Consider the following 26907-nt stretch of genomic DNA (forward strand, 5'->3'; position numbering starts at 1 on the left):
GTCGATTATTCAATAACAGCCAGGATGTCTCTTTCACTGATGATGAGGTATTCTTTGCCCTCAACCTTGACTTCCGTGCCGGCATATTTTGAGAAAATAATTTTGTCGCCAACAGTAACATCTAAGGCAACCTTTTGGCCATTTTCCAGAGTTCGGCCTGTACCAACAGCCACTACTTTACCCTCTTGCGGCTTCTCCTTGACTGTGTCAGGAAGAACAATACCACTTTTGGTAACTTCCTCCTTTGCCAAAGCTTCGATTACTACTCTGTCGCCTAATGGCTTAATCATGTAAAGAACCTCCCTTTATAGTGTGTTTAATATTAACTACTTGTTGTTAGCACTCGCTTAAGTTGAGTGCTAATTCCATAATTTATAATATAAAATTCAGCCTAAAAAATCAAGAGCATTTTGAGAAAAATCCATAAAAATTTTTAAAACCAGTAAAAATAGTAGGGCAGAGGCTATAAAGCCTCTGCCCTGGTAGTAAAAAACAATATTACCGTTTGCGGGTGGCGGACTCCACAATGGCTTCAGCCACTTCACGGATTGATTTTCGTTTACTCATGCTGTACTGCTGAATGCGTCGATATGCCTCGCTTTCGGTTAAGCTGTACGCATCCATTAGGATACCTTTGGCGCGGTCAAGTACTTTTCTGGTTTCAAGCGAATTCTTGACCTCCTCCAGCTCACGCTCAAGCTCTGCAAACTCCTGAAACCTCGATAGGGCAATCTCCATAGCCGGAAACAGGTTAGCTTCTTTGACAGGCTTGACCAGATAAGCGAGTACTCCTGAATCTTTGGCCTTCTCCACAATCTCCTTTTGACTGAAAGCAGTTAATAGCAGTACTGGCGACAGCTTTTCGTTAGAAATGATTTTAGCTGCAGTAATGCCATCCATTTCAGGCATCTTGATATCCATAACAACAAGGTCTGGGCGAAATTTGCGGGCCAGCTCCACTGCTTTAACTCCGTCTGGGGCTTCACCCACCACAGTGTGTCCAGCCTCTTCCAGCAGCTCTTTTAGATCCATCCGTATAATTGATTCATTGTCTGCAATTACAATCCGCAAAGCGTCCATGTTATTCCTCCTTCGCCTCTCTAGCGCCTTCCGTTAGCCGGGGAATGGTGATAAAAGCATGGGTTCCGGCACTGGAAAACAGGCGGAATTTCCCCCCAAGGTCATTTTCTATTAGTGTCCGTACAATCTGTAGACCCAGACTGTTGGTATTCTGCAGGCTAAAATCCTTAGGGAGGCCAATACCGTCATCATAGATATCTATCTGATAGCTTTCAGGTGTTGTCGCAATATCGACACCAATTAGGCCCTCTTTACGACCGACAAAGCCATGTTCAATCGAGTTCTGAATGAGTTCATTTATGACCAGGGCTAAACTGCTGGCCTGCTCAGACGGCAGGATAACCGTTTGGCCGTTGAGCACTGTTTCAATATTAAAATCTGGCTCAAGCATGTTTTGAATAACCAAGTCCAGAATGTTTCTGGTGACTTCAGCCACATCAATAAATTCTCTGTCTTGCTGGGATAAAAACTCATGTACAACCGATATACTCAAAATCCGGTTGACGCTTTCTCTCAGCGCCGCTTTGACTTCAGGTGTCTTGGTGCGCCTAGCCTGCAATCTAAGCAAACTGGCGATGGTCTGGAGATTATTTTTGACTCTGTGGTGTATTTCCTGGATAACGGCTGATTTTACCAACAGTTCTTTCTCTTTTTTCCGAATCTCGGTGACATCGGCAAGGATAAAGACAGTACGAACTGCAAGACCACCAACAAATATGGGAATAGCCCGTTGTACCAGAATCATGTTACCAGCTTCAGTCTCTTTTTCCACAGGCTGCCCAGTAGACAACGCTTGTTGTGCCAACTTCATGTTGATTTGGCGGTCGGAGATCCGCCGGCCAATAATCTGGTTAGTCCCCAGCACTTTATAAATACCGTCAGCTGCCGAATTGGCAAATGCAATATGCCCCCGCTCATCAATAATGATAATGCCGTCACGGGTTGCTAGTGGCCGGTAGGTTTTACGGCCCACTGGTCCGCCAGCAGCCACCATAGAGAGCAGCATATATGCGGTTTCCACCAACATACCATGACCGTCGGCACTGGCCTCCTGATTGTTGGTCTCAAAACTGGCTGCGGCAATAATCTGCCCGTCAGAGTCTTTAATAGGGTATACCCGCATCTCAAGTGCGTCCATACCCAGCTCCCATTCACGCTGACCTGCAATATTGGCCCCAGAAATAAGTGTCCGCCATACTAAAGGCTCTTCACCTGATTGTACAGTACTACCCAAGATATTTGTTTTAAAGTCAATATAACTGGTATTGGGTTTAGCTTGGGCGACAATGGCTAAAAAATTTTCATTTCGGGCCGGAGCATACAGCGTCACCTGCGCATGTGCAAGATCAGCAGCCAGCCCCAGTACGGTTGACGCGTTGTCAATAACTTGAGTCTGGCTTGGAGTTAACACTGTCATTTTCCGGCAAACATCTGCCGCTACGCCCATAGGCACTTTCCCCCGTTCCCATAAGAAAAACAAGCATTACTATTCTCTACTATTCAACTGCAGCCATAAAAATTCCTTGTTATCTGGTACCAAATTTACAAAGTTACATTAATTCGTCTCAGATCCACATTTCTCATATTGTTATCCCCGAAGTTATCCACAATATCCACAGGGTTATGCACAACAACTTTGTCAATCTAATGAGCTTTTAACGCCCTTATCACACACTTACCCACATTATCCACAATTGTCGTTTTATTGTTGTCCACATCACCGACAGCCCAATTTGAGCGAAGGCACAGCATTAAGGTTAAGGTCGGCAAACTCGCCGGCCAAATACTGATAATGAGCTCGGCAGGCAATCATGGCAGCATTGTCAGTACAAAGTACTGGCGGCGGATAAAAAAGTGTCAGCCCCTGCTTACCAGCAGCCAAGGCTAGCTCAGTTTTCAACGATGAATTAGCGGCTACACCGCCAGCTAAAACAATCTGGTTAACACCGGCATGTTCTGCGGCCGCTATGGTTTTCATAATAAGCACATCAACAACAGCTGCCTGGAAACTGGCAGCAACGTCAGGAATACTGATTGTCTCGCCCCGCTGCGCAGCACTGTTAAGATGGTTTAGTACAGCCGACTTGAGTCCGCTGAAGCTAAAAGCAAACTTATTTTCTCCTGCTTTACCAGAAAAAGCGCGGGGGAAGGCGATAGCTGACGGATTCCCCTGTTTGGCGGCATTATCGATATAGGGCCCGCCAGGATAGGGAAAGTTCATTACCCGGGCAATTTTATCAAAGGCCTCACCGGCAGCGTCATCGCGCGTCTGTCCCAAGAGCACAAGCTCATTATAGTCTTTCAAATGAACCAGTGAAGTATGACCGCCAGACACTACCAGCGCCACAAACGGCGGCTCTAGTTCACGGTGTGCCAAGAAGTTAGCAAATATATGTCCCTCTAGGTGATTGACCCCAATCAGCGGCTTATTCAGCGCAAAGGACAGTGCCTTGGCAGTAGCTACACCGACAAGCAGCGCGCCGACCAGGCCTGGGCCATAGGTGACACCAATGGCATTAACATCTGCCAGCGTTGTTCCCGCTTCTGCCAAAGCCTGATCAACAACCGTAATAACTGTTTCAATATGCTTACGTGAGGCAATTTCTGGTACAACGCCGCCAAATTTTTGATGTGTCGGCACTTGTGATGAAATAATATTGGATAAAATTGTGCGTCCGTTCATAACAACGGCAGCTGAAGTCTCATCACAGCTTGTTTCTAACGCCAATGTTAAACTTTGAGTCATAAGGACAGACCTCCATCATATGTCTGCTAATTATTACATGATTTAATGATGTATTATAATCCCGGCAGCGAGCCAAATTAAAGTCAAGGACAGCAACATTCAGTCCGCGAAAGGAGGTGCGAATATATGGCACGCTCGAATAAACCTGTAAATCCAGGTGCTGAAAACGCTCTTGACAAAATGAAAATGGAAGTGGCTAATGAATTAGGTATTTCCGAGCGCGTTCGTAGCCAAGGTTGGTCCACTATGACTTCTGCCGACTGCGGTCGTGTAGGTGGTCACATGGTTCGTAAAATGATCGAGCAGTATGAATCTACTCTCCAATAGATTGTAAAGACAGGGCGGCTCCGGCCGCCCTGCTTCTTTTTTGGTAACCCTTTTGCCTAATCATGCATATGTTATCTTACACAATCACCCTTGGGGGCCACAATCTAGCGTGGTCCCTTCTTTTTATAATTTATCAAGCCACATGATTAATGCGTCTTCGCCTAGTTCGGCGTAATAGTTGGGGCGGATGCCGCGTTCGGTAAAACCACGGCGGGAATATAGTTTTCGGGCGGCTGTATTAGACGGACGAACTTCAAGTGTCATGCTGGCTGCGCCTGCGAGTTTAGCGGCAAGAATCATGTGCTCTAACAGTAGTGATCCAAGTCCGCGCCCGTGATACTCTGGCGCAAGCGCTATGTTTGTAACATGCGCTTCGTCAACAACAAGCCAAAAGCCGCCATAGCCTGCAATTAGACCATTATCTGTAACAACCAGATAATGGGCCAAATCATTGTTACCAATTTCTTCTTCAAACGCAGCGCGTGACCACGGTGTGGTAAAGGCTTGATTCTCAACAACAAGCACAGCATCAATATCCTCCGTCTGCATACGCCTGATGTTTAAGCCTGACATTTACCGGACTCCTGTGACTGCCGCCGTTCCCAGAGTTCTTCGGCTTCTGAACGTCTGATATATAATGGCTCTAACGTAGCTACATCATGTCTAACACCTTGAGCATACATCTGCTGGGCCATAACGGCCACACTACCGGCTCGCGGCATAACAACATGCGGCGGCGCAGGGTGAGCAATATCGTCACGATACATGACAGCGGCTTCTCCCAGCAAAAGGACAGGCTGTCCTTTTGCGGTAAGCTCTGCATTTGCCTCAGTAAAGGCTACCACCCGCGGCGGCTGGACTTCTTCTAGAGCGCCAGCATTCCATTCATATAAACCTAAATAAACATTACCCTTTTGTGCATCAAGCATCGGTGCCAACAATGCGCCTGGTGACGGACAGGCAAAAGCCAGAGCTGCCAAAGTAGGTACACCAATGAGCGGAATATTCAGCGCATAAGCCAATGCTTTAGCTGTCGCTAAACCAATCCTAAGACCGGTAAACGAACCTGGACCTATGCTTACAGCAACTGCTTTAAGACGATTTTGCGGAATTTCCGCCATAGCGAGCAGACTGGCGATATGCGGCATCAACCGCTCAGAATGCGTTTTTCGTGTCTGTATAGTAAGTTCAGCCACCAGCGTATCCGGTGTGGCAATCGCCACGCTAGACACAAGGGTGGCTGTATCAATAGCAAGTATGGGCAAACTGTTTCAACTCCTCACAAAGCTCGGTATACCGCGCCCCCTCAGCCTTGAGAGAAATAACGCGATCGTTAGGACAATCACCAGGCTCGATTGTCAGCCACAGATGCTCTTCTGGTAAGAATTCCGGAAATTTTTCCGGCCACTCAATAATAGCGATTCCACCAGCCGCAACATAATGGTCAAAACCAATATCAGCAAGCTCTGCGGGATGATCCAGGCGATATAAATCAAAATGGTATATAGAAAGTTCCTGACCGCTCCCGGCCACTCCCTCATAGACATTAAGCACAGTGAATGTTGGGCTGGAAACGGCATCAGCCACCTTAAGCCCATCGGCAATCCCCTGACTCAGCAGCGTTTTCCCCGCGCCAAGATTGCCGGACAAACATAAAACATCACCTGGCAGTAATGATTTAGCCATATTTTGCCCAAATGTAAATGTTTCATCAGGCGACTTGGCCTTGAAAACTAGCATAAAATATTACTCCTCCTGGCGGAAATGGTTAAACCCTCTGGCTTCGAGTTTTTGGGCTTGTCCGTCTTCATCAACAAGTGTTACGCCTTCATCAGCATCAACAACCTCGCCGACCTTTACCACCGGCAAATCAAGGTATGCAGCTAGCAGTGCCTCATAATTGCCAGGTTCCATAGTAAATACTAACTGAAAATCCTCGCCGCCGAAAAGCGCATAGTCAAGCGCCTGTTTATTAAGCTGACCTGCCGCTTCTGCCAGCTCAGGCGCAAGCGGAATTTGCTTGGCATACAGTTTAATTCCGACTTGACTGGCCTTAGCAATTTCATGCGCTTCACTGGCCAGCCCGTCACTGATATCATCCATACTGGTGGCTCCGGCCGCTGCCAGTACTGGACCTAACTTGACTTGTGGTCTGGGAGTCAGATGAGCAGTAACCAACGGCCACGCAAAATCAAAATCCTCCCATTCACCAGCTGTCAGCAAGTCTAAGCCAGCTGCTGAACTGCCTAAGTTACCAGTAACAGCCACGACATCTCCTGGCCGGGCACCTGAACGGCACACTAAATTAGCCGGCTCAACTTCCCCGGCTACTGTAACATTGATCACCAGCCCATGCGGGCTGGACACAGTATCACCACCGACAATATTCACACCAAACGCACGACATATCTCTTTCATACCTTTATATAAGTTTGTAACAAACTCTGCCGGAGTAGACTGAGGCAAGGCCAGCGATACTACGGCATGGCGGGGTACACCGCCCATGGCGGCGATATCACTCAGATTAACAGCAATGGCTTTATAGCCAAGCTGCCAGGGAGTTGTCGTCGTTAACTTAAAATGTACAGACTCAACCAGCATATCAGTCGTTAATAGCTGCAGTTGGCGGGGTGTGGGTAAAAGCACAGCCGCATCATCACCAATACCGACTACCACACTACTATGATCATTGATTGTATCTTGTTTAATTAAATCAATCAGACCAAATTCGCCCAGTTCTTTAAGTTCATTCATATGAAACACCACCTTTACGGCTGTGTAATGTTTCTATTTACTTCTCTTTTTTGCAGACATTTCCTGCAAGGGTAGTATACCACAATCCGAAAAAAAGTTGTATGAAATAAAGGAATTCTTGTTATAATAGCAAATTTATTCCATAGTTAATGGTAAAGAAAACACGGCTTGCGCCGAGCCTCTGGCGAAAGCGGCAGCCGATGTTGCCCTTATCCAGACGGAAAGTTATGCTTTCCTACAGGATCAAAATACCAGGAGGTCTCTAGATGGATAACCTGCGGTTAAAAATATCCAATATTGATAGAGTCGGCCTTGTCCTAGATATTTCCCATGTCCTGGCGGTCAGGCAAATCAATATCATCTCCATGGAACTGGAGATTAATACGATCTATATAGAGATCGAGCCACTCAATGATGCTAACAAACGACTTCTTATCAGCGAGCTGTGCTCCATTGCCCAAGTAACTGCGGTAACCGAAATTAATCTCATGCCTCACCAGGAACAAGCTGAGCAGCTTAATGCTGTACTCACTTCGGTCAGCGATGGCATTATCGGCATCGACCTGGAAAGGCGTATTATTCACTATAACCCGGCAGCCGAAAAAATTATCCGTTTACCAGCCAAAGTTGTTCTGGGACAACCATTTGATACTATCTTTCCTGCCAATAGTCCATTATTAGACACGTTACAGCACGGAACACGCTATAACAACCGTGAAATTGTTCTGGAGAAAACAAAAAGCCACTATTTATCCAGCGGCCGCCCCATCTTTGATAAAAACAGCCGCATCATCGGTGCAGTTGCTATTATTAAAGATATCAGTGCTGTCCGAGAACTGGTATATACCGTAACCGGCCAGTTACAGATCACCTTTGATGAAATTTTATTTACCAGTCAAGCTATGCAACGCGTAGTCACCCTAGCTAAATCCATTGCCAAAGGAGAATCGACGGTTCTCATCCGGGGTGAAACAGGCACAGGCAAAGAACTGATCGCCAGGGCGCTTCACGCCGCTTCCCGCCGCCATAATAAGATATTCGTACCGCTTAACTGCGCCGCTATTCCTGATGCACTGCTAGAAAGCGAGCTATTCGGCTACGAAGATGGTGCCTTTACCGGCGCTGCTAAAGGTGGTAAACATGGTTTATTTGAATTCGCCAACAGCGGTACAATTTTTCTGGATGAAATTGGCGAAATCCCGTCTCATCTGCAGGCCAAGCTGCTTCGCGTGCTGCAGGAGGGAAAAGTCCGGCGTATCGGCAGTACACGGGAAATCCCGGTCGACGTCCGCATCCTAGCCGCTACTAACCGCAATCTAGAGACTATGGTTAGCAAGGGGACTTTCCGCGAAGACCTTTATTATCGTCTTAATGTCATTCCCCTGTTTGTCCCACCGCTTCGCGAACGGAAAGACGACATACCGCTCTTAGTTCAGTTTTTTCTCAAACGTTGCGCCGCCCGTCTCCAGAAAGAAATCGCCCCCCTCAGCCAGGCAGTTCTGGGGAAACTGGCTGGTTACCATTGGCCAGGCAATATCCGCGAGCTTGAAAACGTGATTGAGCGGGCTGTCAACATCGTTTCAGGCAACATTATCCAAACTGAACATATTGTCTTTGATCAAGATTATACTCCAGCTACGGCTTCCGCCACACCAGTTTTGAGCCGCACCCTTGCCGAGATAGTCAATGAGATTGAACGCGATGTCCTTATTAAAAATATGGTTAAGCACACCACCTCAAGGCAACTGGGGGCTGTTTTAGGACTGTCGCATACAGCAATACTCAAAAAGCTGCGCAAACACGGGTTGGATTTACACCGAGGATGAACAAAAGGCAACAGTTCTTCGCATTAAAGAGCTGTTGCCTTTTCATTACTTTTTAATAATTCGTTCTGACCGGCTGAGAGGTTCGCTGGTATCCATATGACCTGAAATAGTTTCTATTTTTTTACCTTCAACCAAGATCTGTACCTGGTGAATGTCGGGAAACTCTGTAAGAGTATTGACAATAGCCCCTACCAGTAAAGTTTCACTGGCCGAGCCGCCAACATTCTTCTTGATTAACTTATCATCAAAATCAACATACGCAATATGGTCTTTGATGGCTATATTCTTGATTTTGGTTCCTTGAGGCATCACGCCAACAAGTTCAGGATTTTTGGCCCCTGCTATGAGAAGCTCGATGGCCGTACGGGCCGGATGACTGTTTACAGGCACTTTATGTGTCTCAGGCACAAGATACATGGCATCTTTCGTCGCATGGTAAACGACTAGCTGCATGGTCTTTTCCAGAGTAGCAGGCGCATTAGGCTGCTGTGGTTGTTCGGCCACTTTCTCCGGAGTTGTCTGACTGACAGGCGCTGCACTGTCACATCCAGCAATAAGGAAAGTTACGGCCAGCATAGTGGCCATGATCAACAATCTAATCTTTTTATTCATCATACCCACCTCTTTAGTTTAGCTTAGCGGCCTGGTTAAAAAACCGTTCTAGCCCCTGTACTATTCCTAGAGACATTTTCTGCTGAAACTCGGGTGAGCTTAAGAGTTTTTCTTCATTAGGATTAGAAATAAACGCCAACTCAACAAGCGCCGCCGGCATTCGGGTCCGCTTAATTACATAAAAGTTGGCCGGATTAGCCCGACGATCTTGCAGGTTACCTGCCTGAATTAAGCTTGTCTGCAAAGAGCTTGCCAGCATGGAGTCAAAGCGTGTCTTCTGGTAATAGTACGTAGATGTACCACCTACCGTCGGGTTAGAAAATGCATCAGCATGAATGCTTAAAAACACATCAGCCTTGCGGTTATTAGCTGCCGTCGAACGCGCTTTGAGTTCATCAACAGCGGTTGCGTTAGGGCCGTAAACATCACGGTCATCCTGACGCGTCATAATAACTCTAGCCCCCGCCTTTTCCAGCAGAGTCCGTACATTCTGGGACACAGCCAATGTCACTGTCTTTTCCTGATAGCGGCTAGGACCAATCGCTCCCGGGTCACTGCCGCCATGACCAGGGTCAATGGCAATCACTTTGTTTTTCAGCCCAGCTGTAAAAGAAAAATCAGGTAGCGGTACAGGCTTGTTTACATCAACGACAACCCTGAAAGGCTTATTCGCCTGTGGATCGTTACGCAGAGTAAATACCTTGAAATCGCTGTCCTCAACCATAATCGGTAAGTCAAAACTGACTTTAGTGTCTTGGCCACTGACATCAAAGCTAACCTTTTCAACAATTTTTCCATCAAAAGTAAGGTTGGAAACAGTCTTGTTAGGCACTGTCCCTTTGATTGTCACAACCAGACGTGGTGTAGGTGAGGCAATAACCACACCAGTGGCTTCAACAGGCCCGGATACATCCATTACCAGCCTCAGCATAGCGGCTCCAGTAAGGGCTTCTGTATGATTAGCCCACCGGACTTTACTAAGTTCTGACTGGCGGCTATTCCCGCGGGACTCCACCGTTTGCCCAGAAGCTATTTTCGGCAAACTAATGACAGGTTTGGCCTCCGGCACCACAGCAGGGGCGGCATATGCACTTGTCCATGAAGTAATAAACAAGGCAAGTAGAAACATCCACAATATCTTTCGCAATAAAGGCACCTCCAAACCGCGAAGTGTCCTTTATGTATTCGGGGTTCTTGTCAAAATTCCTGCAGGACTTAAGTCGGATATACCAAAAAAACAAAACATCTACACTCTATTTGTAAAATATTCTTATTACTAATTGTTATTGTTGCCATCTTGCCGGATTATTTGCTCAAACAGCGCATCAATCTCTGCCCTGGCCTGCTGTGTCGCTTCAACATCAACAGTTATCTCGATCGCCAAGATATCGCCTTCTTTCGCTTCAGGCAGCAGCTCACTGGGCCAGTTTACGCCAATTTCCTGCTCACCAGCCAAGAGCACAGCTTTACTTCCTTCAAATCGGTCAATAACAGCTTTTAGCCTCATGACGCTTATCGCTCCTTCGTAATTGCATACGTTTTTCCATCGGTAGTGACAGTCAGAGTACCCTCAATATCAGTACGGTATACCTTTATCTTTTTCTCGTTGTATTTCTTTAATGTCGATGGATGCGGATGGTGATAATCATTGTTGGCCCCGAGTGAGATTAACGCCGCCTCAGGGCTCACCGCTTGCAGGAAGGGCAGCGAAGAGGATGTCTTACTGCCGTGGTGGCCGCTCTTGAGCACTGTGCTGGTAAGAGCAGCTGCGCCTTTTTTAAGCATTCGCTCTTCAGACTCCCGCTCGGCGTCCCCTGTCAGCATCATAGAAAAATTACCATAAACCAACTTAGCGACAATTGAGTTATTGTTTAAATCTGGCTCAGAGCCGCCAATAAACGGCTGTTCCGGGGCCAAGACCTTAAGAACCGTGCTGCTGCCTAAATCAATCATTTCACCGGCAGAAACTACTGCAAAAGGAATCTTCTTCCTCTGTATCTGGGTTAAGTATTGCTTATACAAGTTTGAAGTAGTTTTCTGGCCGCTGTCATATACCTGCTTGACAGTAAAGTTTTCAAACACAACTGCTGCACCACCGATATGATCAGCATGCGGATGGGTGATGATGAGCTTATCAATGGTACTAATTCCCTGGCTTTTCAGCATGCTAACGAGTTTATCCCTGGCCGGAACATCCCCGGTATCAATCAGTGCCACCTGCTCTTTAGTACGGATCAGGATAGCATCACCCTGTCCCACATCAAGCACCTTGACAGTCAGCGGCGCACCGGACGCGACGGCTGACGTCGCTTTACTTTCAGGCAGTGCAGCGTTGCCCGCGCCGCCGCAGCCCGCGGTAAAGATAAGTAAAATCATAGTCACGGCTATAATTAGCCATGAGTATGTACGAAGTTTCTTCATTTGATCTTCCCCCCTGTATGTAACTCTTAGCCCCTGCTGATTAGAGGGTCCATATGCCAGCGTTCTGGATATATTATTGCCTACAACGCACACTGTATGTCATAGATTATAATAACGCATATTGTACGGGCCGCCCGGAAAAACGTGCAGCGCCGCGTACGGGGTGTGTACGCAAGCAAGCGTTTTGAGGAGCAACGACGTAGATGGGCGCTTATAGTCAGCAGGGTAAACTAAAAATAGGCAGTTTCCCGCCTACACCTAGCTCTTACAGCTGAACCAAGCCAATACTAATTCGTATAGCCTCATCCACTCTATTCATGATTTCTTCACTTAAATGGGTTACCTTTTCCCTGAGACGCCGCTTATCAATAGTACGGAGTTGTTCTAACAGAACAACAGAATCTTTTTCAAGATTATATTGACTGGCGTTCACTTCAACATGTGTGGGCAGTTTCGCCTTGGAAATCTGCGAAGTAATGGCCGCAACAATCACTGTTGGGCTGTATTTATTCCCGACATCATTTTGAATCACTAGTACTGGCCGGTGGCCGCCCTGTTCGGAGCCGACCACAGGACTCAAATTAGCATAGTATATATCCCCACGCTTGACAATCATCGCTATTCACGCTCCGCCAGCAGGCCAGGCATCAGTTCAAACGTGTCAACATCAGCCAATAAGCCCTCTTCGGCTAAGGTCAGATTGATGACTGCCATTTCCTGATATCCCTTTTTCATCATGTCTCGTACTGCTTTTCGCTTGCGTTCTTCTATATAAAGACGCATGGCTTCTCTGACAAACTGGCTTCTGCTCAATTTGTCCATAGCTATTATGCCGTCTACTTCTTGTAACAATGCATTAGGAATGCTTATCATAATTCGCCGTAATTCGGCCACACCTTCACCCCCGCCATGTATGGAGCATATCAAAAGCTAATATTATTATATAAGTAGTTATATACCAGTGTCAACTTTTTTATATACTTTAATAGCCTTTTATGCCGTACAAAGCAGCCGGTAAAGCTTTAATCAAATCTGTAGCCGACATGCCTACCATACCGGAAGCTGCTGCTACATCTCCAGCCAAGCCATGAATATACACGCCAGCTACTGCAGCATCATGGCTTGAGAGCCCCTGGGCAATTAAACCGGCAATAATTCCTGTAAGCGCATCACCGGTACCGCCGGTAGCCATTCCAGCATTTCCCGTAGTATTAATATATACTTCTCCGTCCGGAAAAGCAACAACTGTCCGCGCCCCTTTAAGTACAACAATACTACCCCATTCTCCTGCCGCCTGCCTAGCCACACGTACACGGTCAGCATTTACGGCCTGAGTTGAGAGACCGGTTAGCCGTGCCATCTCACCTGGGTGTGGCGTCAATACCGGTAGTGCTGCACAGTCAGCTAGCATATCTGTATGCCCAACCAGAGCATATAGTGCATCTGCATCGATAACCAGCGGGCACTCTAATGTCTCAATTACAGCTCTTACGGCTGCCGTAGTGTCCTCATGGCGGCCAAGTCCAGGACCAATCGCCAATACATCACTATCTGCCGCCAGAGCGGCAATTTCTACTACAGCTTCCTGACTGATAGTGCCTGCCGCGGTTTCGGCCAGGGGCCTGGTCATAACCTCTGTAAGTTTGATGGCTAATACATCCTGGAGACTGCCTGGAGCTGCCAGGGTAATTAGTCCGGCGCCAACTCTGAGGGCACCCTCGGCAGTCATGGCTGCTGCACCACTCAGGCCGCGTGAGCCGCCAACAACAGCTACTCGCCCGCTCATTCCTTTATGGGCTGCCGGGCTACGCCTTGGTAGTATTGGTCGAATCGTACCTGCCATTACAATATTTTGTTTAATATTTTGCTCTACAATAATGGCCGCTGGTATGCCAATATCAGCTACCGTAAGCTCACCTGCATATTCTGCTCCCGGATATAAAAACAGGCCTGGTTTAGGCAGACCAAAAGTAACTGTATGTGATGCTTGCACAGCCTTTCCACAGACCCGGCCAGTATCAGCATCAACGCCGGAAGGAATGTCTACCGCGACAACCAGCTTGCCGGCGTCATTGATAATATCAATCAGCAGAGCCATCTCACCATCAATTTCGCCACGAAAACCTGTGCCTAAGAGTGCATCTACCAGACAGTCAGCAAAGGTAGCTGCCACTTTTATCTTGTCCCAATCGCGCTCAGTAGTAATTTCAATGATATCAATGCCCATTCGGTCAATAATATCCAAATTAATCCGGGCATCACCGCTTACTGCTGCTTTTTCTCCCAGCAAAAAGACTTTAACCTTCCCGCCCTGATTAACAAGGTGTCTGGCAATAACATAACCGTCACCGCCATTATTGCCTTTACCGGCTAGAATACAGAACTTCCGCTCAGATATCGGCTCTATGATTATCTCTAGCTGCCGTACCACGGCCACCCCGGCGTTTTCCATTAATACTGCACCAGGAATACCATAATCATGAATGGCGCTACGGTCAATCTCCCGCATTTCATTGGCTGTTGCTGCTCTCATCACTTTCCGCCCCCCTCTAAAACTACTTGCGCTGCCGCATATTCCCTGGTATGTGTCAGAGAAATATGAGTAGCAGTTACCCCGAGCTCACCTGCCAGCACAGCAAAACTGCCATGCAAAACAATAGCCGGTTTTCCGCCAGCCCCTACTACGACCTCAATATCCTTAATATTTCCGCCGGCAAATCCGCTGCCAAGCGCTTTAGCCACAGCCTCCTTAGCAGCAAACCGTGCAGCAAACGAAGCCGCCTGCTGTACACCCCGACTGCGGCAATAGGCAGCCTCACTGGCCGTAAACACCCGCTTTACAAATGATTCCCGCTCAATAGCCGCCTTTATCCTGCTTACCTCAACAATATCAATGCCAATACCAATAACCATACTTCACCTTCCACAAATTTACAATTATGGTTTCAAATTAATTATATACCAAACATAACAATAAAAAAACCAGGCCTTTAACCTGGTTACAAATAAAACTTTCAAAAAAATATATAACTTTATTATTACGGACGGTAATTACGCTGGATAAACACCTCTACCCGCCGATTAATAGACCGCCCTTCAGACGTATCATTACCTGCAACCGGACGATATTCCCCATACCCTGTAGCACTAAACCGTTCAGGCTTAAGCCCAGTCTCCTGAGACATAAGGAACTTCATGAAATTAACTGCCCTGCGTGAACTAAGCTCCCAGTTGGACGGAAAATCCCTGGTATTTATTGGAATGTTATCAGTATGACCTGATACAGTCACTTTCTGAGTAAGCGGTGACAGCAATTTGGCTATCTGAGTACCGAAACGTCGTGACTCCGGTCTAAGCTCAGCACTGCCAGAGGGAAATAATGCAGTATCCTTAATACGAATCATCAGCCCATCGTCAGTCAACGCGGTGGACAAAGCTCCCCCCAGACCGTTGTCAGCAATATACTGATCCAGCATTTTTTTTAACTCAATTAGTTGGGCTGTTTCCTGCATATAGGCTTTCTCATTGATACCGCTCATGGCGGTCATTATGGTCGGCAATTGCGGCGCTGGCGGCATAGCCTGGCTCTGATTATCCGGTTGGGGCGGCTTAGGACTCTCTAAGAGCGCCGGACTGCCGTTAAATGCCACATTAAAAGACGCGGCTATCTGATCAAATTTCTTCTGATCAACCTGGGCAGATGCAAATAATACAATAAATAGTGCCAAGAGCAACGTCAAGAGATCGGCATAAGGAATAAGCCAGGTCTCGTCCGCATGCTCCTCGTGGTGTTCTTTTTTGTGCTTTCTGCCCATTTACTTATCCTCCGGTTTTGGCTTTAATAGCTCCCGGACTTTCTGCGGAATGAATACTAACAGTTTCGACTCAATGGCCATTGGGGAGTCACCAGCCTGCAGCGATAATATCCCTTCGACCATCATGCGCTTAACTTCTACCTCTTCTTTAGACATCAGTTTAAGCTTGGTAGCGAAAGGATGCCATAGCACATAACCAGTGAATATACCCAGCAAAGTAGCCACAAACGCAGCTGCAATCGAGTGACCTAATTTCTCGATATCGTCCAAACTACCAAGTGCTGCAATCAAACCAATTACCGCACCCAATACCCCGAGAGTCGGCGCATACATACCAGCCTGAGAAAAAATCAGTGCCCCGCCGCGATGGCGTTCTTCCATGGCTTCAATATCTGCGTCCAACACGTCTCTGACAAAATCAACATCCATACCATCAATAACCATGCTCATCCCATTCTTTAAAAATGGGTCCTTAATATCCTCTAACTTGCTTTCCAGTGCCAAAATACCTTCCCGACGGGCAACTTGTGATAAATCAACGAACAGCCTCAACAGTTCGGGTTTGGCGATACGCTCCTCTTGTTTAAATAGTTTTTTAAACAATATCGGGAAATTTTTAATCTGTTCTAACGGAAATGCATTAAATAAACTGGCAGCCGTACCAACAATAATAATTATGAATGCTGCTGGGTTTATTAGTGCAGCAGGACTTGCGCCCTTAAGCGCCATGCCGACAAGAATAGAAAGAATCCCCAATACTATTCCAATAACCGTTGACTTCTCCAATGAAAGCCCTCCCAATAACATCTAGGCAAAAACGTTACATAATTATATCGTAATTTTTTTAACAATAATTAAGTTTCTCGAAACAAAAAAAAATTCCTGCCATACTAACGGCAAGAAGGCATTAATTTATTGTAAACAATGAAAAATGTCCCTTTTTACACAAAATACTCGACTTTTGCCTGGGGAAACATGGCTGACAGCTTGCCCTCCATGAACACTTTAATCTCGGCCATGACCTCCGGCTGATAAATATACTTTCCATAGCCAAATTGTCCGTATTTATATTTCCGCTCACTTTCTTCCATCGGCAAAGTAGTCTCCGGAAATAAATCCAGAATATTATTTTTGGCCCGTTTGGTAAATCGGTGAGAGATAAGCTCAAAAGTCAAATCAGCTCTCGCGTCATCAGGTAACTGAGCGTCCAGTGCTTCAAGCAGACTGGCGTACTCCTCCTGCCAGCCGGGGAAGTAAAAAATGGGGGCAATAATAAAACCTAACGGATACCCAGCCTGTGCCACCTTGCCGGCTGCTGCCACCCGTTCGGCCATTGATGGTGTCGCATGTTCATATTTTTCGATAACAGCAGCCGCGTTTAGGCTAAAGCGAAAGCGGGTATGACCGTTATGCCTAGCACTAAGCAGGGGTTCTATCTTGTCGTGCTTGGTGACAAAGCGAAACCGCCCCAATTTATGGCTGCCAAAGAACTCAATTGTTTTGAGTAAGAGCCCTGTTAAATATTCAGTAGGAATTGGGTCAGAAGTAGCCGCACCCTCAAACCAGGTAATCTCGGGTGCACGTTCCCTCATATAGGTCTCTGCCTGCTCAAAAATCTCTTCAATATTTACATACACCCTGAGGTATGGCTTTTTACCCAGAGTAGTCGCTAGATAGCAATATTCACACATGCTCGGGCAACTGGTATTAAGCGGCAGTTGATAATGCGCCGAAGGCTTACAGCTGGCAAAATCAGTACCTTTCCTTACCCCGACTACCATAGTACGCTTAGCCTCCCGAAAGGCTTCCTGCGGCGTTTTACCCGGAATCCCGGTCACTCGGTTGTGTGAGCCGGTGAAACTTACGGGGACATTCATGTCCTGAAGTTTTTCATATAGTTCTTTTCCCAAAGGATATTCTAGTGCTTTCGGCTCAAAAAAAGCACGTTTGGGTACAAAAGGTTTCATGACGGCACTTCACCTCAATAGTAGTGTGAACCGCCGCCATGAATTTTACGCCAGCCAACGATTATTTTTCACAGGCATACGGCCAGGAAACAATGCCGCCTTCCATTACTTTGACATTTTCAAAGCCAGCGCCTTCTAAGATACAGGCTGCTTCGTAGCCTCTTAGGCTTATTTTGCAGAAAGCAATTACTTCGTCGTCCTTACCGATTTCGCTAAGCCTGGTTCTGAGCTGCCCAAGCGGAATATTCTTCACGCCGCGGCAGTTGGCAAGACGAATCTGGTTGAATTCTTCTGGTGAACGTACATCAAGAAATATAGCTTTGCCTTCGTCCATCTTTTCTTTAGCCGTGAGTGATGATATGCCCTTTAATTTACCTTCAAGCTTATTCATAATAGCATTAGCAGCAACCGCTACATTGTCAATAGGACTGCTGTAAGGTGGCGCATAGGCCAGATCCATATCAAACAAATCATCAATAGTCATACCCATTGTGAGCGCGGCCGCCATAACGTCAATTCGTTTGACCACTTCGCCTTCGCCAAAAGCCTGAGCTCCGAGAAGCTTACGGCTGTCAGCCTCAACAATCAGCTTAATAGTAACCGGCTTAGAGCCAGGCATGTAGTGAGGCTTATCCGGTCCGGCCACCATAGCTGTTACATACTGGTAGCCAAGCTCTTTAGCCTCGCGTTCGGTAAGTCCGGTTTTGCCGACATGAAGGTTTAGCACCTTGACAGCTACCGTGTTCAGCACACCCCGAAACTTGACACGGTTGCCGCCAATATTTTCACCAATGACCCGCCCGTGCTTGTTGGCCGTTGAGCCCATAGGAGCAAATACCTTTTTGCCTGATATGATATTGGTATTCTCAACACAGTCACCGCCAGCATAAATATCGGGGTCACTTGTCTCCATATATTCATTTACAGCGATAGCACCGGTAGGGCCGATGGCCAGGCCTGCTGCTTTGGCCAATTCGGTATTCGGCCGGACACCAATAGACAACACCACAATGTCTGCCGGAATAACACGCTTGTCGGTTACGACTTCGCGTACCGTTCCCTCACCATTAAACCGTTCAACCTTCTCACCCAGTAACAGCTTAATACCATTCTCAGTCGCATATTTGGCCACAGAACCGGCAATCTCGACATCTAAAAAAGCCGGAAACACCCGTTCCTGCATCTCAATAACGGTTACATCAACCCCACGGGTCTTAAACGCTTCCGCCATTTCCATACCGACAAGCCCTGCGCCGATAACCACTGCGCTTTTGATTCGTCCGGCATCAATTCCTGAACGTACAGCCACAGCGTCGTCAGGATGCCAGAACTGATGTATGCCACCTAACTCAATACCAGGGAGCGGCGGCCTGACAGGGCTGGCGCCTGTAGCAATAACCAGCTTATCATAAGGCACTGCTGTTTCTTCATTTGTTTCCAGGTTTTTTACTGTTACCGTTTTGGCCGCTCGATCAATGGCGGTAACCAATGTCCTTATACGAACGTCAATATCTTTTACATTCTTAAAAAAGCCAGGATTGCGCATCGCCCCTGCCGGGGTTTTCATAAACTCATTTACATCTGCAACCAAGCCGCCGACATAATAGGGCATACCACAAGCCCCATAGGAAATAAGTGAACCTTTTTCAAAGACGGTAATTTGGGCTTCCGGGTCTTCCCTGCGCACCTTGGCCGCAGACTTAAGGCCTGCCGCCACACCGCCAATCACTACCACTTTTTTCATTTTTCCTTCCTCCTTCCCCCAGGGAGGGGGTGATGTTTTTAAATAAAAGACCCCGGCAGGGGTCTCGTATTGCTACTTCGCATTAGCTGCTGGTGGCTGAAAAGTTCTTGCTGCTAGTTCTTTATCCAGATAGAATAGACCGGAATTTTTATCACCAATCATTCTCAGCTGTTCTAGAACCTCAGTGACAGAAGCCTCTTCTTCCACCTGCTCGGTCACAAACCATTGGAGGAAAATTTGGGCAGCCACGTCTTTTTCATCAACAGCAACTTCGTAAAGTTTATTAATGAGACTGGTGACATGCTCTTCATGAGCTAATATCTTCTCAAATACTTCAACAGGCTTGCCAAACTCAGTCGGCGGTGCCTCAATCTCCTTAAGCTCTAGCTCACCACCGCGCTCAAGTATGTAATCAACAAATTTTAATGCATGCATAGTTTCTTCCTGATATTGTACCCTTAGCCAATTGGCAAAACCCTTTAGGTTTTTTGACATGCAGTATCCGGACATAGCTAGGTATAGATTAGCTGAATACAATTCCGCCTGGATTTGATTATTGATCGTTTTTTGCATTTTTGCACTAATCATTGCTTCTTCCCCCTGATTGTTGGATTTTCATAGTACGAAAGTTTTATCTATTATATATACTTTACCAATTAAATGCCAAGATAACAAGCCAGGCAATTAATTATTTTTAAATAATATTACATATTATTTATTTTCCAACACCCTGCTTGTGTATTACCCGTGTAAAATCTTCAATTGTGTGGACAGGCTGCTGACAGGCAAAGTTCTCGCAAATATAGGCAGTTGCCTGACCGCGAACAGCCTCTTGTCCGGCGGCCACAGGGATGAGTTCCCAGTTATCGGTCTGATGCGCAGGATCATTGTAAACCAGCGTCGTTTCAGGCATGAAACTCCTTCCAGCCAAGGCCAGCATCGCCTGAACATGAGGGTCTTCCCGCTCTCCGGCAATCACAATATGGCTAGGTGCTGACAGGTAATAGTCGAGGGCTAGTAAAAAGTAGGTGTACGCCCGGGGATAATGCGCAATCTCGCTGCTGAAACAACTAAACATCGCTTCAGCCATGGAGGTATACTCATTGTTTTCAGTCAGCCGCCCCAATTTCAGTAAAGCCAGGGCAGCTACAGAGTTGCCAGAAGGGATAGCACCATCATAAATCTCCTTTTGGCGCATTAACAATTCTTCACCATCATTGCCAGTGAAATAAAACCCGCCATTTTCCTTATCCCAGAATAGTTCTTTAAGGTCTTGGCTCAAATGCAGCGCCTGTCGCAAATATTTCGGGTTGAAGGTTGTTTCATAAACCTCTAAGAGCCCCCACACCATGAAAGCATAGTCATCCACATAGCCCAGATAGGCCGCATCACCATCCCGGTAACGGGCCAACAGGCGCTTACCATCTTCAGCAGTAAGTTTGGCAAAGATAAACTCAATCGCCCGTTCAGCAGCCTGGGTATAGTCTGCTCTTTGCAGCACTCTTCCTGCCTTGGCCAGCGCAGCAATCATCAAGCCGTTCCAGGCTGTCAGAATTTTATCATCTTTAAATGGATGTATTCGCTGTTCACGTACCTGGTATAATTTCTCTCTGGCCTCAGCCATTTTGGCCTCAAGCTCATTAATATCAAGGTTATGCCTTGCAGCGTAGTCATATAAATCCTGATCTATCAGGTTCACAATGCTTTCGCCGCCTTCGAAATTGCCGGTCTGCGTGATATTGTACACATCGGCAAACAGCTCGCCCTCTTTTTCGCCCAGCAGCGCAATAATTTCCTGACGTGACCAAACATAGAACTTGCCCTCAACCCCTTCTGAGTCAGCATCTTCTGCTGAATAGAAAGCGCTGCCTGGGCTAGTCATATCCCTCATCACATAGGCAATTATTTCCTCGGCAATACGGGCAAAATCCGGATCACCCGTACACTGATAGGCCTCAACATAGGCGTAACAAAGCAGTGAATTGTCATACAGCATTTTTTCAAAATGCGGTGCCAGCCACTTGTTGTCTGTTGAATAACGGGCAAACCCGTAGCCTAGATGGTCATAAATCCCGCCCCGGCCCATAGCATCAAGCGTCTTAACCACCATGGCAATAGCCTTCTTATCCCCTGTGCGCTTCCAGTAACGCATCAAAAACAATAGATTATGCGGTGTCGGAAACTTAGGTGCAGGCCCGAAACCACCATAGGTCGGATCAAAGTCGTTTAAAAGCTGGGAAAAAGCCCGCTCCAGTGTTGTCTGCGACAGCTGTCCCTTTTCCGGCTTAACAGGGCGCGGCTTCAGTGACTGAGCCAGCTTCTCGCCAATTTCTTCAATCTTGTCTCGGTTCTGGTCCCACTGCTCTTTCAACATTGACAAGACTTCCAGTAACCCAGGCCTTCCATACATTGCATGCTTAGGCAGATAGGTCCCGGCAAAAAACGGCTTCTTCTCCGGAGTCATCACAATTGTCAGCGGCCAGCCACCTTGCCCGGTCACAGCCTGACACACTGCCATGTAAATATGATCAACATCAGGCCGCTCCTCGCGGTCAACCTTGATAGAGACAAAGTAATGATTGAGCAGCGCCGCCACTTCCTCGTCTTCGAAGGATTCCCGCTCCATGACATGGCACCAATGGCACGTACTATAGCCACAACTAAAAAATATGGGCTTGTCTTCTTCCCGCGCCTTGGAAAACGCTTCTTCGCCCCAGGGGTACCAGTCTATCGGATTATGTGCGTGTTGTAATAGGTATGGACTTTTTTCGTTGGCTAGGTGGTTAACGTGCTTGGTAGACACTCGCATCACCTCATTTAATTGCTACCATTTAGGATTTGCTTGAGGATGATTTTACATACGTTATATAACAGATAATCGTTATTTGCTAGTATTGTTTTTATTGTAATTGGTATGTTGTGGTAAGTCAAGGTGAAAAAATAATAAAGCCGGAATTTCCGTAATGCTGACTAAAGTCCAATATAGCGGCGTCGTGTGAACAGTGTTAGCGAAACCTCAAAAGTAGTAACTATCTACGGATGGGTGGTTACACATTTACCTTCGTCCACCCCTTCGAGCATGTTAGGCTTCACTAATACTCGCGCTCCAGGCTGTATGTATTTGGACATACCCCCTAAATGGGCAAGTAATTCTGTTATGGCTTGCTCGACGATTTGTGTGTCGTAGGAATCAGATTTGACGACTGCTACTTTTGTCATAGAAACCCTCCACTAAAAAATCACTAATTCACAGTCATTTGAAATACTTATATCCTAACACTTCGATAATATATTAATTATTAAATCAAATATCATAAGAACCAGCTTTGAGAATCAACTTTTAGCATACAGAACACCTTATAATATATAATCCCCTCTCATTTCACTAAAAGCAATTCACTCATTCTCTTACTGGAGGACACATTAAATCCATAAAATCTTCAGAATAATACATTGAGGCAGGTCCCTCATGATTTTTCACAGATTTATATGGCTTTACTATAGGTGGAAGCCATTCATCATTTTTTACATCTTGATCAATATCTTGCAAATATTTTAGCAATCCCTTTTGAACTGCAAATTTAATTTTGTGTGGCCAAGACTGCGTATAGACTGTTCTTGTCACTGTCGAATTGATATTTTCTTGCTCCCTTAGTTTAAACGAATTAGGTCGTACAAGCATCGGAATATATTGATGAACATTGCCTTCTAAAAAATAAGCTTTATGAGTGTAATTATTTCTCATTGCAAATAAATAGTTTTCTTTATCTACTACTTTACCTAAAGACACTTTCTGACCTTCTTTATAGTAAATGATTCGTAAGCTATCAAGTAATTTATATCTAATATTGCGAGGTAACACTGTCCTCAAAAATCTAAAAAAGGCATTTTTTACACCATAAATCTTTTGATATTCTAAATATAGTTGCTTCGAGTTTTCTAATATATTATCGCCCACAAAAGCATTTAGAGCTCTTTGACGCTCTGCTTCTGTGTTAGACGAACTTAGCCACGCCTCATATGTTTTCCATTCTGTTGGCTGTCCAAGTAAATCAAAACATGTGAGTAAAAGATAAGTATAAAGAGCTTCTTGCTGATGATTTAATCTTTTAGCTACCTCTTCATTATTTAAACGACTACCTAGTTCTAACCTTGCTGCAACTGCAATAATTCTTCCAAGTAAACTGTTATGATATTCATTTTCAATATATAATTGCCGCCTGTTTAATCTGGATGCAACTTTCCTCAATGCTGTTTCAACGAATTCTAGTGAAACATATTCCTTAAGGTGTTCATACACCAAGATTACATGTGGTTCATATACTTCACGCTGCTGTAACTCAATATATTTTCCTTTTAACTGTTCTGCTGAATATGAAACAACGCATTTTTCGCTTTTTTCACACCCGTCTGTTCTTAGATCAATACCTACTAATTTTTGATTTGAATCAAGAACAATTTTAATCTCATCCCCAATAAAAATTTTATTGTTATTATTTAATTCGATTTCAAAGGAACTATTTCTGAATTCAAAAGTATATTTAATCATTCCTATTCTCTCCAACCAAAGCTTTATAAACCCCTATTTTTTCCACCGATTCCAGCATGTTTGGCTTCACTAATACTCTATCGCCAGGCTGTATATATGCCACCTAAATGGTCAAGCAATTCTGCCATGGCTTGCTCGACTATATGTTGATCATGAGAATCAGCTTTTACTACTGCTACTCTTGTCATATGCGACACCTTATTCCATATAGACTGTCAACACTTTACAAAAACTTATCCAATGTCTTAAAGTTTTATCTATTGTTCCGATATGTGGATATATAACATACCACGGTGAATCAAACACATTACTAAATCTAATAATCAACTAGTAATTCTACATCAACTTCTATAGTATACACTACTTGAGTTAACCTAATTTTAAATGTCCCTTGATGCGGGATTGTTAAATTCGGGAAAAAGTCGTATAGTGTAAATAGTCGTAATACTATAAAAATTGTATATTTATTACTCATAATCAAGTTACGGTGTAACAACTATTCACGCAAAAATATGACTACTCCCCCTATTCAACCACTTCTTAAAACAGCGGAAGGGAGCATAAATGATGGAGCAAAAGCAAGAACTATCTGTAGACAGTTATTTGCAGGAAAGGAAAGACCCTACTGATGCTGAACTTAGACTTTTTCTTTTGGAAGTTGACAATCATTGTCCGCTGTGTGGGAAAGAGTTACAATCGCGTACACAAAAAAAGTTGCGAGAAAAGAAGTTTCAAATTGCACACATTTATCCTAATAAACCTACTAAAGAACAGTTAGAGGTACTCAATAGATTGGAACGATTAGGTGACAATTCGGAGTCATTTGAAAATCGTATTGCTCTCTGCAAGGATTGTCACGGTACGCAAGACTACCATACAACATCTGAAGAATACACTCATCTAGCAAATATAAAAAAAGCATTGCTCCTAAAATCAACATTACATGATTCAACTTTGACTTTAGGATTAGAAACTGAGATTGAAGAAATTATTAAAAAAATCGTCGCCCTAAATGAAAATGAACTTGCAGACTTAAATTATTTAGCAGTTCCATTGGCAAATAAGTTTTACCCTAATGAAGTCTTATTAAAAATAAAAGTTAATGGATACGTAACAATATATTTTACATATATACACGAGTTATTTCGCAATTTAGAAAGAACTAGCAACTTTGATTTTGAAGTACTTAGTATGCAGATACGTGCTGCATTTCAGAAAATGGATAATACAGATGCAAATAAAAATGAAATTTTTGAAGCAATGAGTTCCTGGATTGGTAGAAAAACATTAAATACATGTCGCTCAGCATGCGAAGCAATAACATCTTTTTTTGTGCAGAACTGTGAGGTATTCCATGAGATTTCCGAATAAAATTATATCATATAAAGAGAGTACGATTGGAAAGCTAGATGTACTCTTAGAAATCACTATAAAACGTGACGTTTCCCCACTTGAGTTATATGAAGAAACAAAGGAAAATTTTGAGGACATAGGAGATTATATCGAAACGTTAGTGTGTTTGTATGCTCTCAAACGTGCATCGTTTAACGCTAAGACCGGGAGGATAACTTATGTTATTTGAAATAATCTGTAACGAATTTCGCCAACAAAGAATCGAATTTCATAGTGGACTAAATACGGTTCTTGGCACAAAAACTGGTAATAATTCTATTGGGAAATCATCATTTTTAATGATAGTAGATTTCGTATTCGGTGGAAATACATACGCACATGCAACAGATATTATACGTCATGTAGGCCATCATGATATTTGTTTTTCTTTTATTTTTGAGCAAGAGCAGTTTTGGTTTGTAAGAAATACATTAGATCACCAAAATGTTTGGAAATGTAACAACACTTATGAAAAAGAAGAAGAATTAGCAGTTGATAAATATTGTACCTGGCTCAATGAGAAATATAAACTAGAATTACCTTATTTATCTTTTCGTGATGCAGTTGGGCGTTATATCCGGGTTTATGGTAAAGAAAATTTAAATGAAAAGCAGCCATTACATACGGTAATTAATGAGAAATCCCAAAAGGCTAGTTATGCTCTATTAAAGCTCTTTGAGCTATATATGCCTATTCATAATCTAGAAAAACAGCATAACATTTCAAAAGAAGCTGTTGACACATTTAGAAAGGCTCAAAAGCATCATTTTGTAGCTAGTGTTACAAAACGGCAGGTTGATTACAATACCAAAGAAATAGAATTACTTACAATGGAAATTGAACAGATAGCTGTAGGATTAGAAAAAGGGTTTGCTGATTTGGATGCTGAGCTATCTGATGAAGCAATCAGAATTAAGCAGCTGCTATCTAGAGCCAGAAGGCAAAGGAGTAGTATAAATGCAAAATTGAAGGTGGTTGAAGAAAATCTTTCGTATCGGTTTTCGATTGCAACGGATGATTTTAATCAATTAAAAAAGTTTTTCCCTAATGCTAATTTAGCAGCTTTATCAGAAGTTGAAAAGTTTCATAGTGAAATTTCATCTGTTTTTTCAACTGAACTGCAAACTGAAAAAAGACGGTTACAAAAAGAGATTGCAGATATTACACTAGTGATTTCAGAATATGAACTAAAGCTAGAAAATTTAATTCAAAACCCTAAATTATCAAAGACGATCTTGTCCAGGCATGCAGACTTACAAAGACAAATTCGTGTCTTAAAGGAGCAAAACGACGCCTATTCTAAATTTGCACAATTGAAACAGGCTGAAAAAGAAGATAGTGAACTGTTGTTGCTGGCGCATAGTGTCCAGAAATAGACTGTGTTAGTTGTCCAAATGCTGCCGGAAATGCTGACCAACAGTCCCGGCAGCAAATGAAACTGCCAATTAAACTAGTTCTCCCTGAATCACCAGTTTAACCATATGGTCGTCAATAATCCTGCGTCCGTTTTGCGAACCATAGAGTAGGCAATGTGTACATGCCTTGTTGACAAGACGGGCGGCTCCGCTTGAGAAACGGTAAATTTCATCAATAGCCCCATCCGAAAAGATATCCCGATCGGCACCTGCATAAGCCAGGTGCTTTTTCATATACTCCCCAACCTGCGAGCGATCG

General features: G+C 44.7%; 29 protein-coding genes and 1 pseudogene. 5 read left to right on the forward strand and 25 right to left on the reverse strand.

Going from position 1 to position 26907, the window contains the following annotated elements; all coding sequences use genetic code 11:
* Window positions 1–5: 5 nt before the first annotated feature.
* The 4 genes from groES to tsaD all read right to left on the reverse strand — a co-directional run bounded on the left by groES (window position 6) and on the right by tsaD (window position 3826).
* Window positions 6–290 carry a co-chaperone GroES gene (groES, locus tag B9A22_RS22590; RefSeq protein WP_084578212.1) on the reverse strand — a complete coding sequence of 95 codons (285 nt, stop codon included), beginning with the start codon at window positions 288–290 and terminating at the stop codon, window positions 6–8.
* Between the two features lie 208 nt (window positions 291–498).
* On the reverse strand, window positions 499–1080 hold the full coding sequence (locus tag B9A22_RS22595) for an ANTAR domain-containing response regulator (protein ID WP_084578213.1): 582 nt from the start codon (window positions 1078–1080) through the stop codon (window positions 499–501).
* A 1-nt stretch (window position 1081) separates the two neighbouring features.
* The gene (locus B9A22_RS22600) at window positions 1082–2527 is read right to left on the reverse strand and encodes a histidine kinase N-terminal domain-containing protein (RefSeq protein WP_084578214.1); all 1446 of its coding nucleotides are present in this window, start codon (window positions 2525–2527) and stop codon (window positions 1082–1084) included.
* A 270-nt stretch (window positions 2528–2797) separates the two neighbouring features.
* The gene (tsaD, locus tag B9A22_RS22605) at window positions 2798–3826 is read right to left on the reverse strand and encodes a tRNA (adenosine(37)-N6)-threonylcarbamoyltransferase complex transferase subunit TsaD (protein WP_084578215.1); all 1029 of its coding nucleotides are present in this window, start codon (window positions 3824–3826) and stop codon (window positions 2798–2800) included.
* A gap of 126 nt (window positions 3827–3952) precedes the next feature.
* Between tsaD and B9A22_RS22610 the strand changes: the two genes are divergently transcribed.
* Complete coding sequence (locus B9A22_RS22610; protein WP_084578216.1) at window positions 3953–4153, forward strand: alpha/beta-type small acid-soluble spore protein; 201 nt, start codon at window positions 3953–3955, stop codon at window positions 4151–4153.
* A gap of 123 nt (window positions 4154–4276) precedes the next feature.
* Here the strand turns inward: B9A22_RS22610 and rimI are convergent, their stop codons facing one another.
* The 4 genes from rimI to thiL are packed head-to-tail and all read right to left on the reverse strand — an operon-like array spanning window position 4277 to window position 6907.
* Window positions 4277–4726 carry a ribosomal protein S18-alanine N-acetyltransferase gene (gene rimI / locus B9A22_RS22615; RefSeq protein ID WP_084578217.1) on the reverse strand — a complete coding sequence of 150 codons (450 nt, stop codon included), beginning with the start codon at window positions 4724–4726 and terminating at the stop codon, window positions 4277–4279.
* Window positions 4714–5418 (reverse strand): tRNA (adenosine(37)-N6)-threonylcarbamoyltransferase complex dimerization subunit type 1 TsaB, encoded by a 705-nt coding sequence (tsaB, locus tag B9A22_RS22620; protein WP_084578218.1) that lies wholly within the window; start codon window positions 5416–5418, stop codon window positions 4714–4716. The genes rimI and tsaB overlap by 13 nt, the downstream gene beginning before the upstream one ends.
* Window positions 5399–5893, reverse strand: coding sequence for a tRNA (adenosine(37)-N6)-threonylcarbamoyltransferase complex ATPase subunit type 1 TsaE (gene tsaE / locus B9A22_RS22625; RefSeq protein WP_084578219.1), 495 nt, complete (start codon window positions 5891–5893; stop codon window positions 5399–5401). The genes tsaB and tsaE overlap by 20 nt, the downstream gene beginning before the upstream one ends.
* Before the next feature lie 6 nt (window positions 5894–5899).
* Entirely contained in the window at window positions 5900–6907 is a 1008-nt protein-coding gene (gene thiL / locus B9A22_RS22630) for a thiamine-phosphate kinase (RefSeq protein WP_084578220.1), read from the reverse strand.
* 266 nt (window positions 6908–7173) lie between these two features.
* On the opposite strand from thiL, the gene B9A22_RS22635 reads away from it, so the two are divergent.
* Window positions 7174–8733 carry a sigma 54-interacting transcriptional regulator gene (locus B9A22_RS22635; RefSeq protein WP_084578221.1) on the forward strand — a complete coding sequence of 520 codons (1560 nt, stop codon included), beginning with the start codon at window positions 7174–7176 and terminating at the stop codon, window positions 8731–8733.
* Window positions 8734–8778: 45 nt separating this feature from the next.
* On the opposite strand, the gene B9A22_RS22640 is transcribed toward B9A22_RS22635, so the two are convergent.
* The 16 genes from B9A22_RS22640 to B9A22_RS22715 all read right to left on the reverse strand — a co-directional run bounded on the left by B9A22_RS22640 (window position 8779) and on the right by B9A22_RS22715 (window position 23841).
* The gene (locus tag B9A22_RS22640) at window positions 8779–9348 is read right to left on the reverse strand and encodes a GerMN domain-containing protein (protein ID WP_084578222.1); all 570 of its coding nucleotides are present in this window, start codon (window positions 9346–9348) and stop codon (window positions 8779–8781) included.
* 10 nt (window positions 9349–9358) lie between these two features.
* Window positions 9359–10501: an N-acetylmuramoyl-L-alanine amidase family protein gene (locus B9A22_RS22645; RefSeq protein ID WP_245824110.1), complete on the reverse strand. Its 1143-nt coding sequence runs from the start codon at window positions 10499–10501 to the stop codon at window positions 9359–9361.
* Window positions 10502–10621: 120 nt separating this feature from the next.
* The gene (locus B9A22_RS22650) at window positions 10622–10852 is read right to left on the reverse strand and encodes a DUF3006 domain-containing protein (protein ID WP_084578224.1); all 231 of its coding nucleotides are present in this window, start codon (window positions 10850–10852) and stop codon (window positions 10622–10624) included.
* Window positions 10853–10857: 5 nt separating this feature from the next.
* On the reverse strand, window positions 10858–11766 hold the full coding sequence (locus tag B9A22_RS22655) for a ComEC/Rec2 family competence protein (protein ID WP_084578225.1): 909 nt from the start codon (window positions 11764–11766) through the stop codon (window positions 10858–10860).
* A 265-nt stretch (window positions 11767–12031) separates the two neighbouring features.
* A complete protein-coding gene (locus tag B9A22_RS22660) occupies window positions 12032–12382 on the reverse strand; it encodes a type II toxin-antitoxin system PemK/MazF family toxin (RefSeq protein WP_084578226.1) in 351 nt (116 codons plus the stop codon).
* 2 nt (window positions 12383–12384) lie between these two features.
* Complete coding sequence (locus B9A22_RS22665) at window positions 12385–12660, reverse strand: CopG family ribbon-helix-helix protein (protein ID WP_176215654.1); 276 nt, start codon at window positions 12658–12660, stop codon at window positions 12385–12387.
* An 88-nt stretch (window positions 12661–12748) separates the two neighbouring features.
* On the reverse strand, window positions 12749–14299 hold the full coding sequence (locus tag B9A22_RS22670; protein WP_084578227.1) for an NAD(P)H-hydrate dehydratase: 1551 nt from the start codon (window positions 14297–14299) through the stop codon (window positions 12749–12751).
* Window positions 14299–14679 (reverse strand): holo-ACP synthase, encoded by a 381-nt coding sequence (locus tag B9A22_RS22675; RefSeq protein WP_084578228.1) that lies wholly within the window; start codon window positions 14677–14679, stop codon window positions 14299–14301. The genes B9A22_RS22670 and B9A22_RS22675 overlap by 1 nt, the downstream gene beginning before the upstream one ends.
* Before the next feature lie 125 nt (window positions 14680–14804).
* Window positions 14805–15581 carry a flagellar motor protein MotB gene (locus B9A22_RS22680; RefSeq protein ID WP_084578229.1) on the reverse strand — a complete coding sequence of 259 codons (777 nt, stop codon included), beginning with the start codon at window positions 15579–15581 and terminating at the stop codon, window positions 14805–14807.
* Window positions 15582–16367, reverse strand: coding sequence for a flagellar motor stator protein MotA (gene motA / locus B9A22_RS22685; RefSeq protein WP_084578230.1), 786 nt, complete (start codon window positions 16365–16367; stop codon window positions 15582–15584).
* Window positions 16368–16522: 155 nt separating this feature from the next.
* Window positions 16523–17548: a spore photoproduct lyase gene (splB, locus tag B9A22_RS22690; protein ID WP_084578231.1), complete on the reverse strand. Its 1026-nt coding sequence runs from the start codon at window positions 17546–17548 to the stop codon at window positions 16523–16525.
* A gap of 61 nt (window positions 17549–17609) precedes the next feature.
* The gene (locus B9A22_RS22695) at window positions 17610–19292 is read right to left on the reverse strand and encodes an FAD-dependent oxidoreductase (protein WP_084578232.1); all 1683 of its coding nucleotides are present in this window, start codon (window positions 19290–19292) and stop codon (window positions 17610–17612) included.
* A gap of 72 nt (window positions 19293–19364) precedes the next feature.
* Window positions 19365–19880 (reverse strand): ferritin, encoded by a 516-nt coding sequence (locus B9A22_RS22700; protein ID WP_084578233.1) that lies wholly within the window; start codon window positions 19878–19880, stop codon window positions 19365–19367.
* 127 nt (window positions 19881–20007) lie between these two features.
* Window positions 20008–22095 carry a thioredoxin domain-containing protein gene (locus tag B9A22_RS22705; RefSeq protein ID WP_245824111.1) on the reverse strand — a complete coding sequence of 696 codons (2088 nt, stop codon included), beginning with the start codon at window positions 22093–22095 and terminating at the stop codon, window positions 20008–20010.
* Between the two features lie 230 nt (window positions 22096–22325).
* On the reverse strand, window positions 22326–22511 hold the full coding sequence (locus tag B9A22_RS22710; RefSeq protein WP_084578235.1) for a hypothetical protein: 186 nt from the start codon (window positions 22509–22511) through the stop codon (window positions 22326–22328).
* 181 nt (window positions 22512–22692) lie between these two features.
* Window positions 22693–23841 (reverse strand): hypothetical protein, encoded by a 1149-nt coding sequence (locus B9A22_RS22715; protein WP_084578236.1) that lies wholly within the window; start codon window positions 23839–23841, stop codon window positions 22693–22695.
* A 564-nt stretch (window positions 23842–24405) separates the two neighbouring features.
* On the opposite strand from B9A22_RS22715, the gene B9A22_RS22725 reads away from it, so the two are divergent.
* The 3 genes from B9A22_RS22725 to B9A22_RS22735 are packed head-to-tail and all read left to right on the forward strand — an operon-like array spanning window position 24406 to window position 26609.
* Window positions 24406–25212: an ABC-three component system protein gene (locus B9A22_RS22725; protein WP_084578237.1), complete on the forward strand. Its 807-nt coding sequence runs from the start codon at window positions 24406–24408 to the stop codon at window positions 25210–25212.
* Window positions 25196–25423, forward strand: coding sequence for an ABC-three component system middle component 7 (locus B9A22_RS26610; RefSeq protein ID WP_084578238.1), 228 nt, complete (start codon window positions 25196–25198; stop codon window positions 25421–25423). The genes B9A22_RS22725 and B9A22_RS26610 overlap by 17 nt, the downstream gene beginning before the upstream one ends.
* A complete protein-coding gene (locus B9A22_RS22735) occupies window positions 25413–26609 on the forward strand; it encodes a hypothetical protein (protein WP_084578239.1) in 1197 nt (398 codons plus the stop codon). The genes B9A22_RS26610 and B9A22_RS22735 overlap by 11 nt, the downstream gene beginning before the upstream one ends.
* Window positions 26610–26678: 69 nt before the next feature.
* Here B9A22_RS22735 and B9A22_RS22740 read toward each other — a convergent pair.
* A pseudogene (locus B9A22_RS22740) lies at window positions 26679–26907 on the reverse strand (AAA family ATPase); the annotation flags it as partial.

It is taken from the genome of Sporomusa malonica (assembly GCF_900176355.1).
Lineage (GTDB): Bacteria > Bacillota > Negativicutes > Sporomusales > Sporomusaceae > Sporomusa > Sporomusa malonica.

Coding starts and splice junctions, on each gene's coding strand:
- groES (WP_084578212.1), bottom strand. CDS start 290: ATGATTAAGCCATTAGGCGACAGAGTAGTAATCGAAGCTTTGGCAAAG.
- B9A22_RS22595 (WP_084578213.1), bottom strand. CDS start 1,080: ATGGACGCTTTGCGGATTGTAATTGCAGACAATGAATCAATTATACGG.
- B9A22_RS22600 (WP_084578214.1), bottom strand. CDS start 2,527: ATGGGCGTAGCGGCAGATGTTTGCCGGAAAATGACAGTGTTAACTCCA.
- tsaD (WP_084578215.1), bottom strand. CDS start 3,826: ATGACTCAAAGTTTAACATTGGCGTTAGAAACAAGCTGTGATGAGACT.
- B9A22_RS22610 (WP_084578216.1), top strand. CDS start 3,953: ATGGCACGCTCGAATAAACCTGTAAATCCAGGTGCTGAAAACGCTCTT.
- rimI (WP_084578217.1), bottom strand. CDS start 4,726: ATGTCAGGCTTAAACATCAGGCGTATGCAGACGGAGGATATTGATGCT.
- tsaE (WP_084578219.1), bottom strand. CDS start 5,893: ATGCTAGTTTTCAAGGCCAAGTCGCCTGATGAAACATTTACATTTGGG.
- thiL (WP_084578220.1), bottom strand. CDS start 6,907: ATGAATGAACTTAAAGAACTGGGCGAATTTGGTCTGATTGATTTAATT.
- B9A22_RS22635 (WP_084578221.1), top strand. CDS start 7,174: ATGGATAACCTGCGGTTAAAAATATCCAATATTGATAGAGTCGGCCTT.
- B9A22_RS22640 (WP_084578222.1), bottom strand. CDS start 9,348: ATGATGAATAAAAAGATTAGATTGTTGATCATGGCCACTATGCTGGCC.
- B9A22_RS22650 (WP_084578224.1), bottom strand. CDS start 10,852: ATGAGGCTAAAAGCTGTTATTGACCGATTTGAAGGAAGTAAAGCTGTG.
- B9A22_RS22655 (WP_084578225.1), bottom strand. CDS start 11,766: ATGAAGAAACTTCGTACATACTCATGGCTAATTATAGCCGTGACTATG.
- B9A22_RS22660 (WP_084578226.1), bottom strand. CDS start 12,382: ATGATTGTCAAGCGTGGGGATATATACTATGCTAATTTGAGTCCTGTG.
- B9A22_RS22670 (WP_084578227.1), bottom strand. CDS start 14,299: ATGAGAGCAGCAACAGCCAATGAAATGCGGGAGATTGACCGTAGCGCC.
- B9A22_RS22675 (WP_084578228.1), bottom strand. CDS start 14,679: ATGGTTATTGGTATTGGCATTGATATTGTTGAGGTAAGCAGGATAAAG.
- B9A22_RS22680 (WP_084578229.1), bottom strand. CDS start 15,581: ATGGGCAGAAAGCACAAAAAAGAACACCACGAGGAGCATGCGGACGAG.
- splB (WP_084578231.1), bottom strand. CDS start 17,548: ATGAAACCTTTTGTACCCAAACGTGCTTTTTTTGAGCCGAAAGCACTA.
- B9A22_RS22695 (WP_084578232.1), bottom strand. CDS start 19,292: ATGAAAAAAGTGGTAGTGATTGGCGGTGTGGCGGCAGGCCTTAAGTCT.
- B9A22_RS22700 (WP_084578233.1), bottom strand. CDS start 19,880: ATGATTAGTGCAAAAATGCAAAAAACGATCAATAATCAAATCCAGGCG.
- B9A22_RS22710 (WP_084578235.1), bottom strand. CDS start 22,511: ATGACAAAAGTAGCAGTCGTCAAATCTGATTCCTACGACACACAAATC.
- B9A22_RS22715 (WP_084578236.1), bottom strand. CDS start 23,841: ATGATTAAATATACTTTTGAATTCAGAAATAGTTCCTTTGAAATCGAA.
- B9A22_RS22725 (WP_084578237.1), top strand. CDS start 24,406: ATGATGGAGCAAAAGCAAGAACTATCTGTAGACAGTTATTTGCAGGAA.
- B9A22_RS26610 (WP_084578238.1), top strand. CDS start 25,196: ATGAGATTTCCGAATAAAATTATATCATATAAAGAGAGTACGATTGGA.
- B9A22_RS22735 (WP_084578239.1), top strand. CDS start 25,413: ATGTTATTTGAAATAATCTGTAACGAATTTCGCCAACAAAGAATCGAA.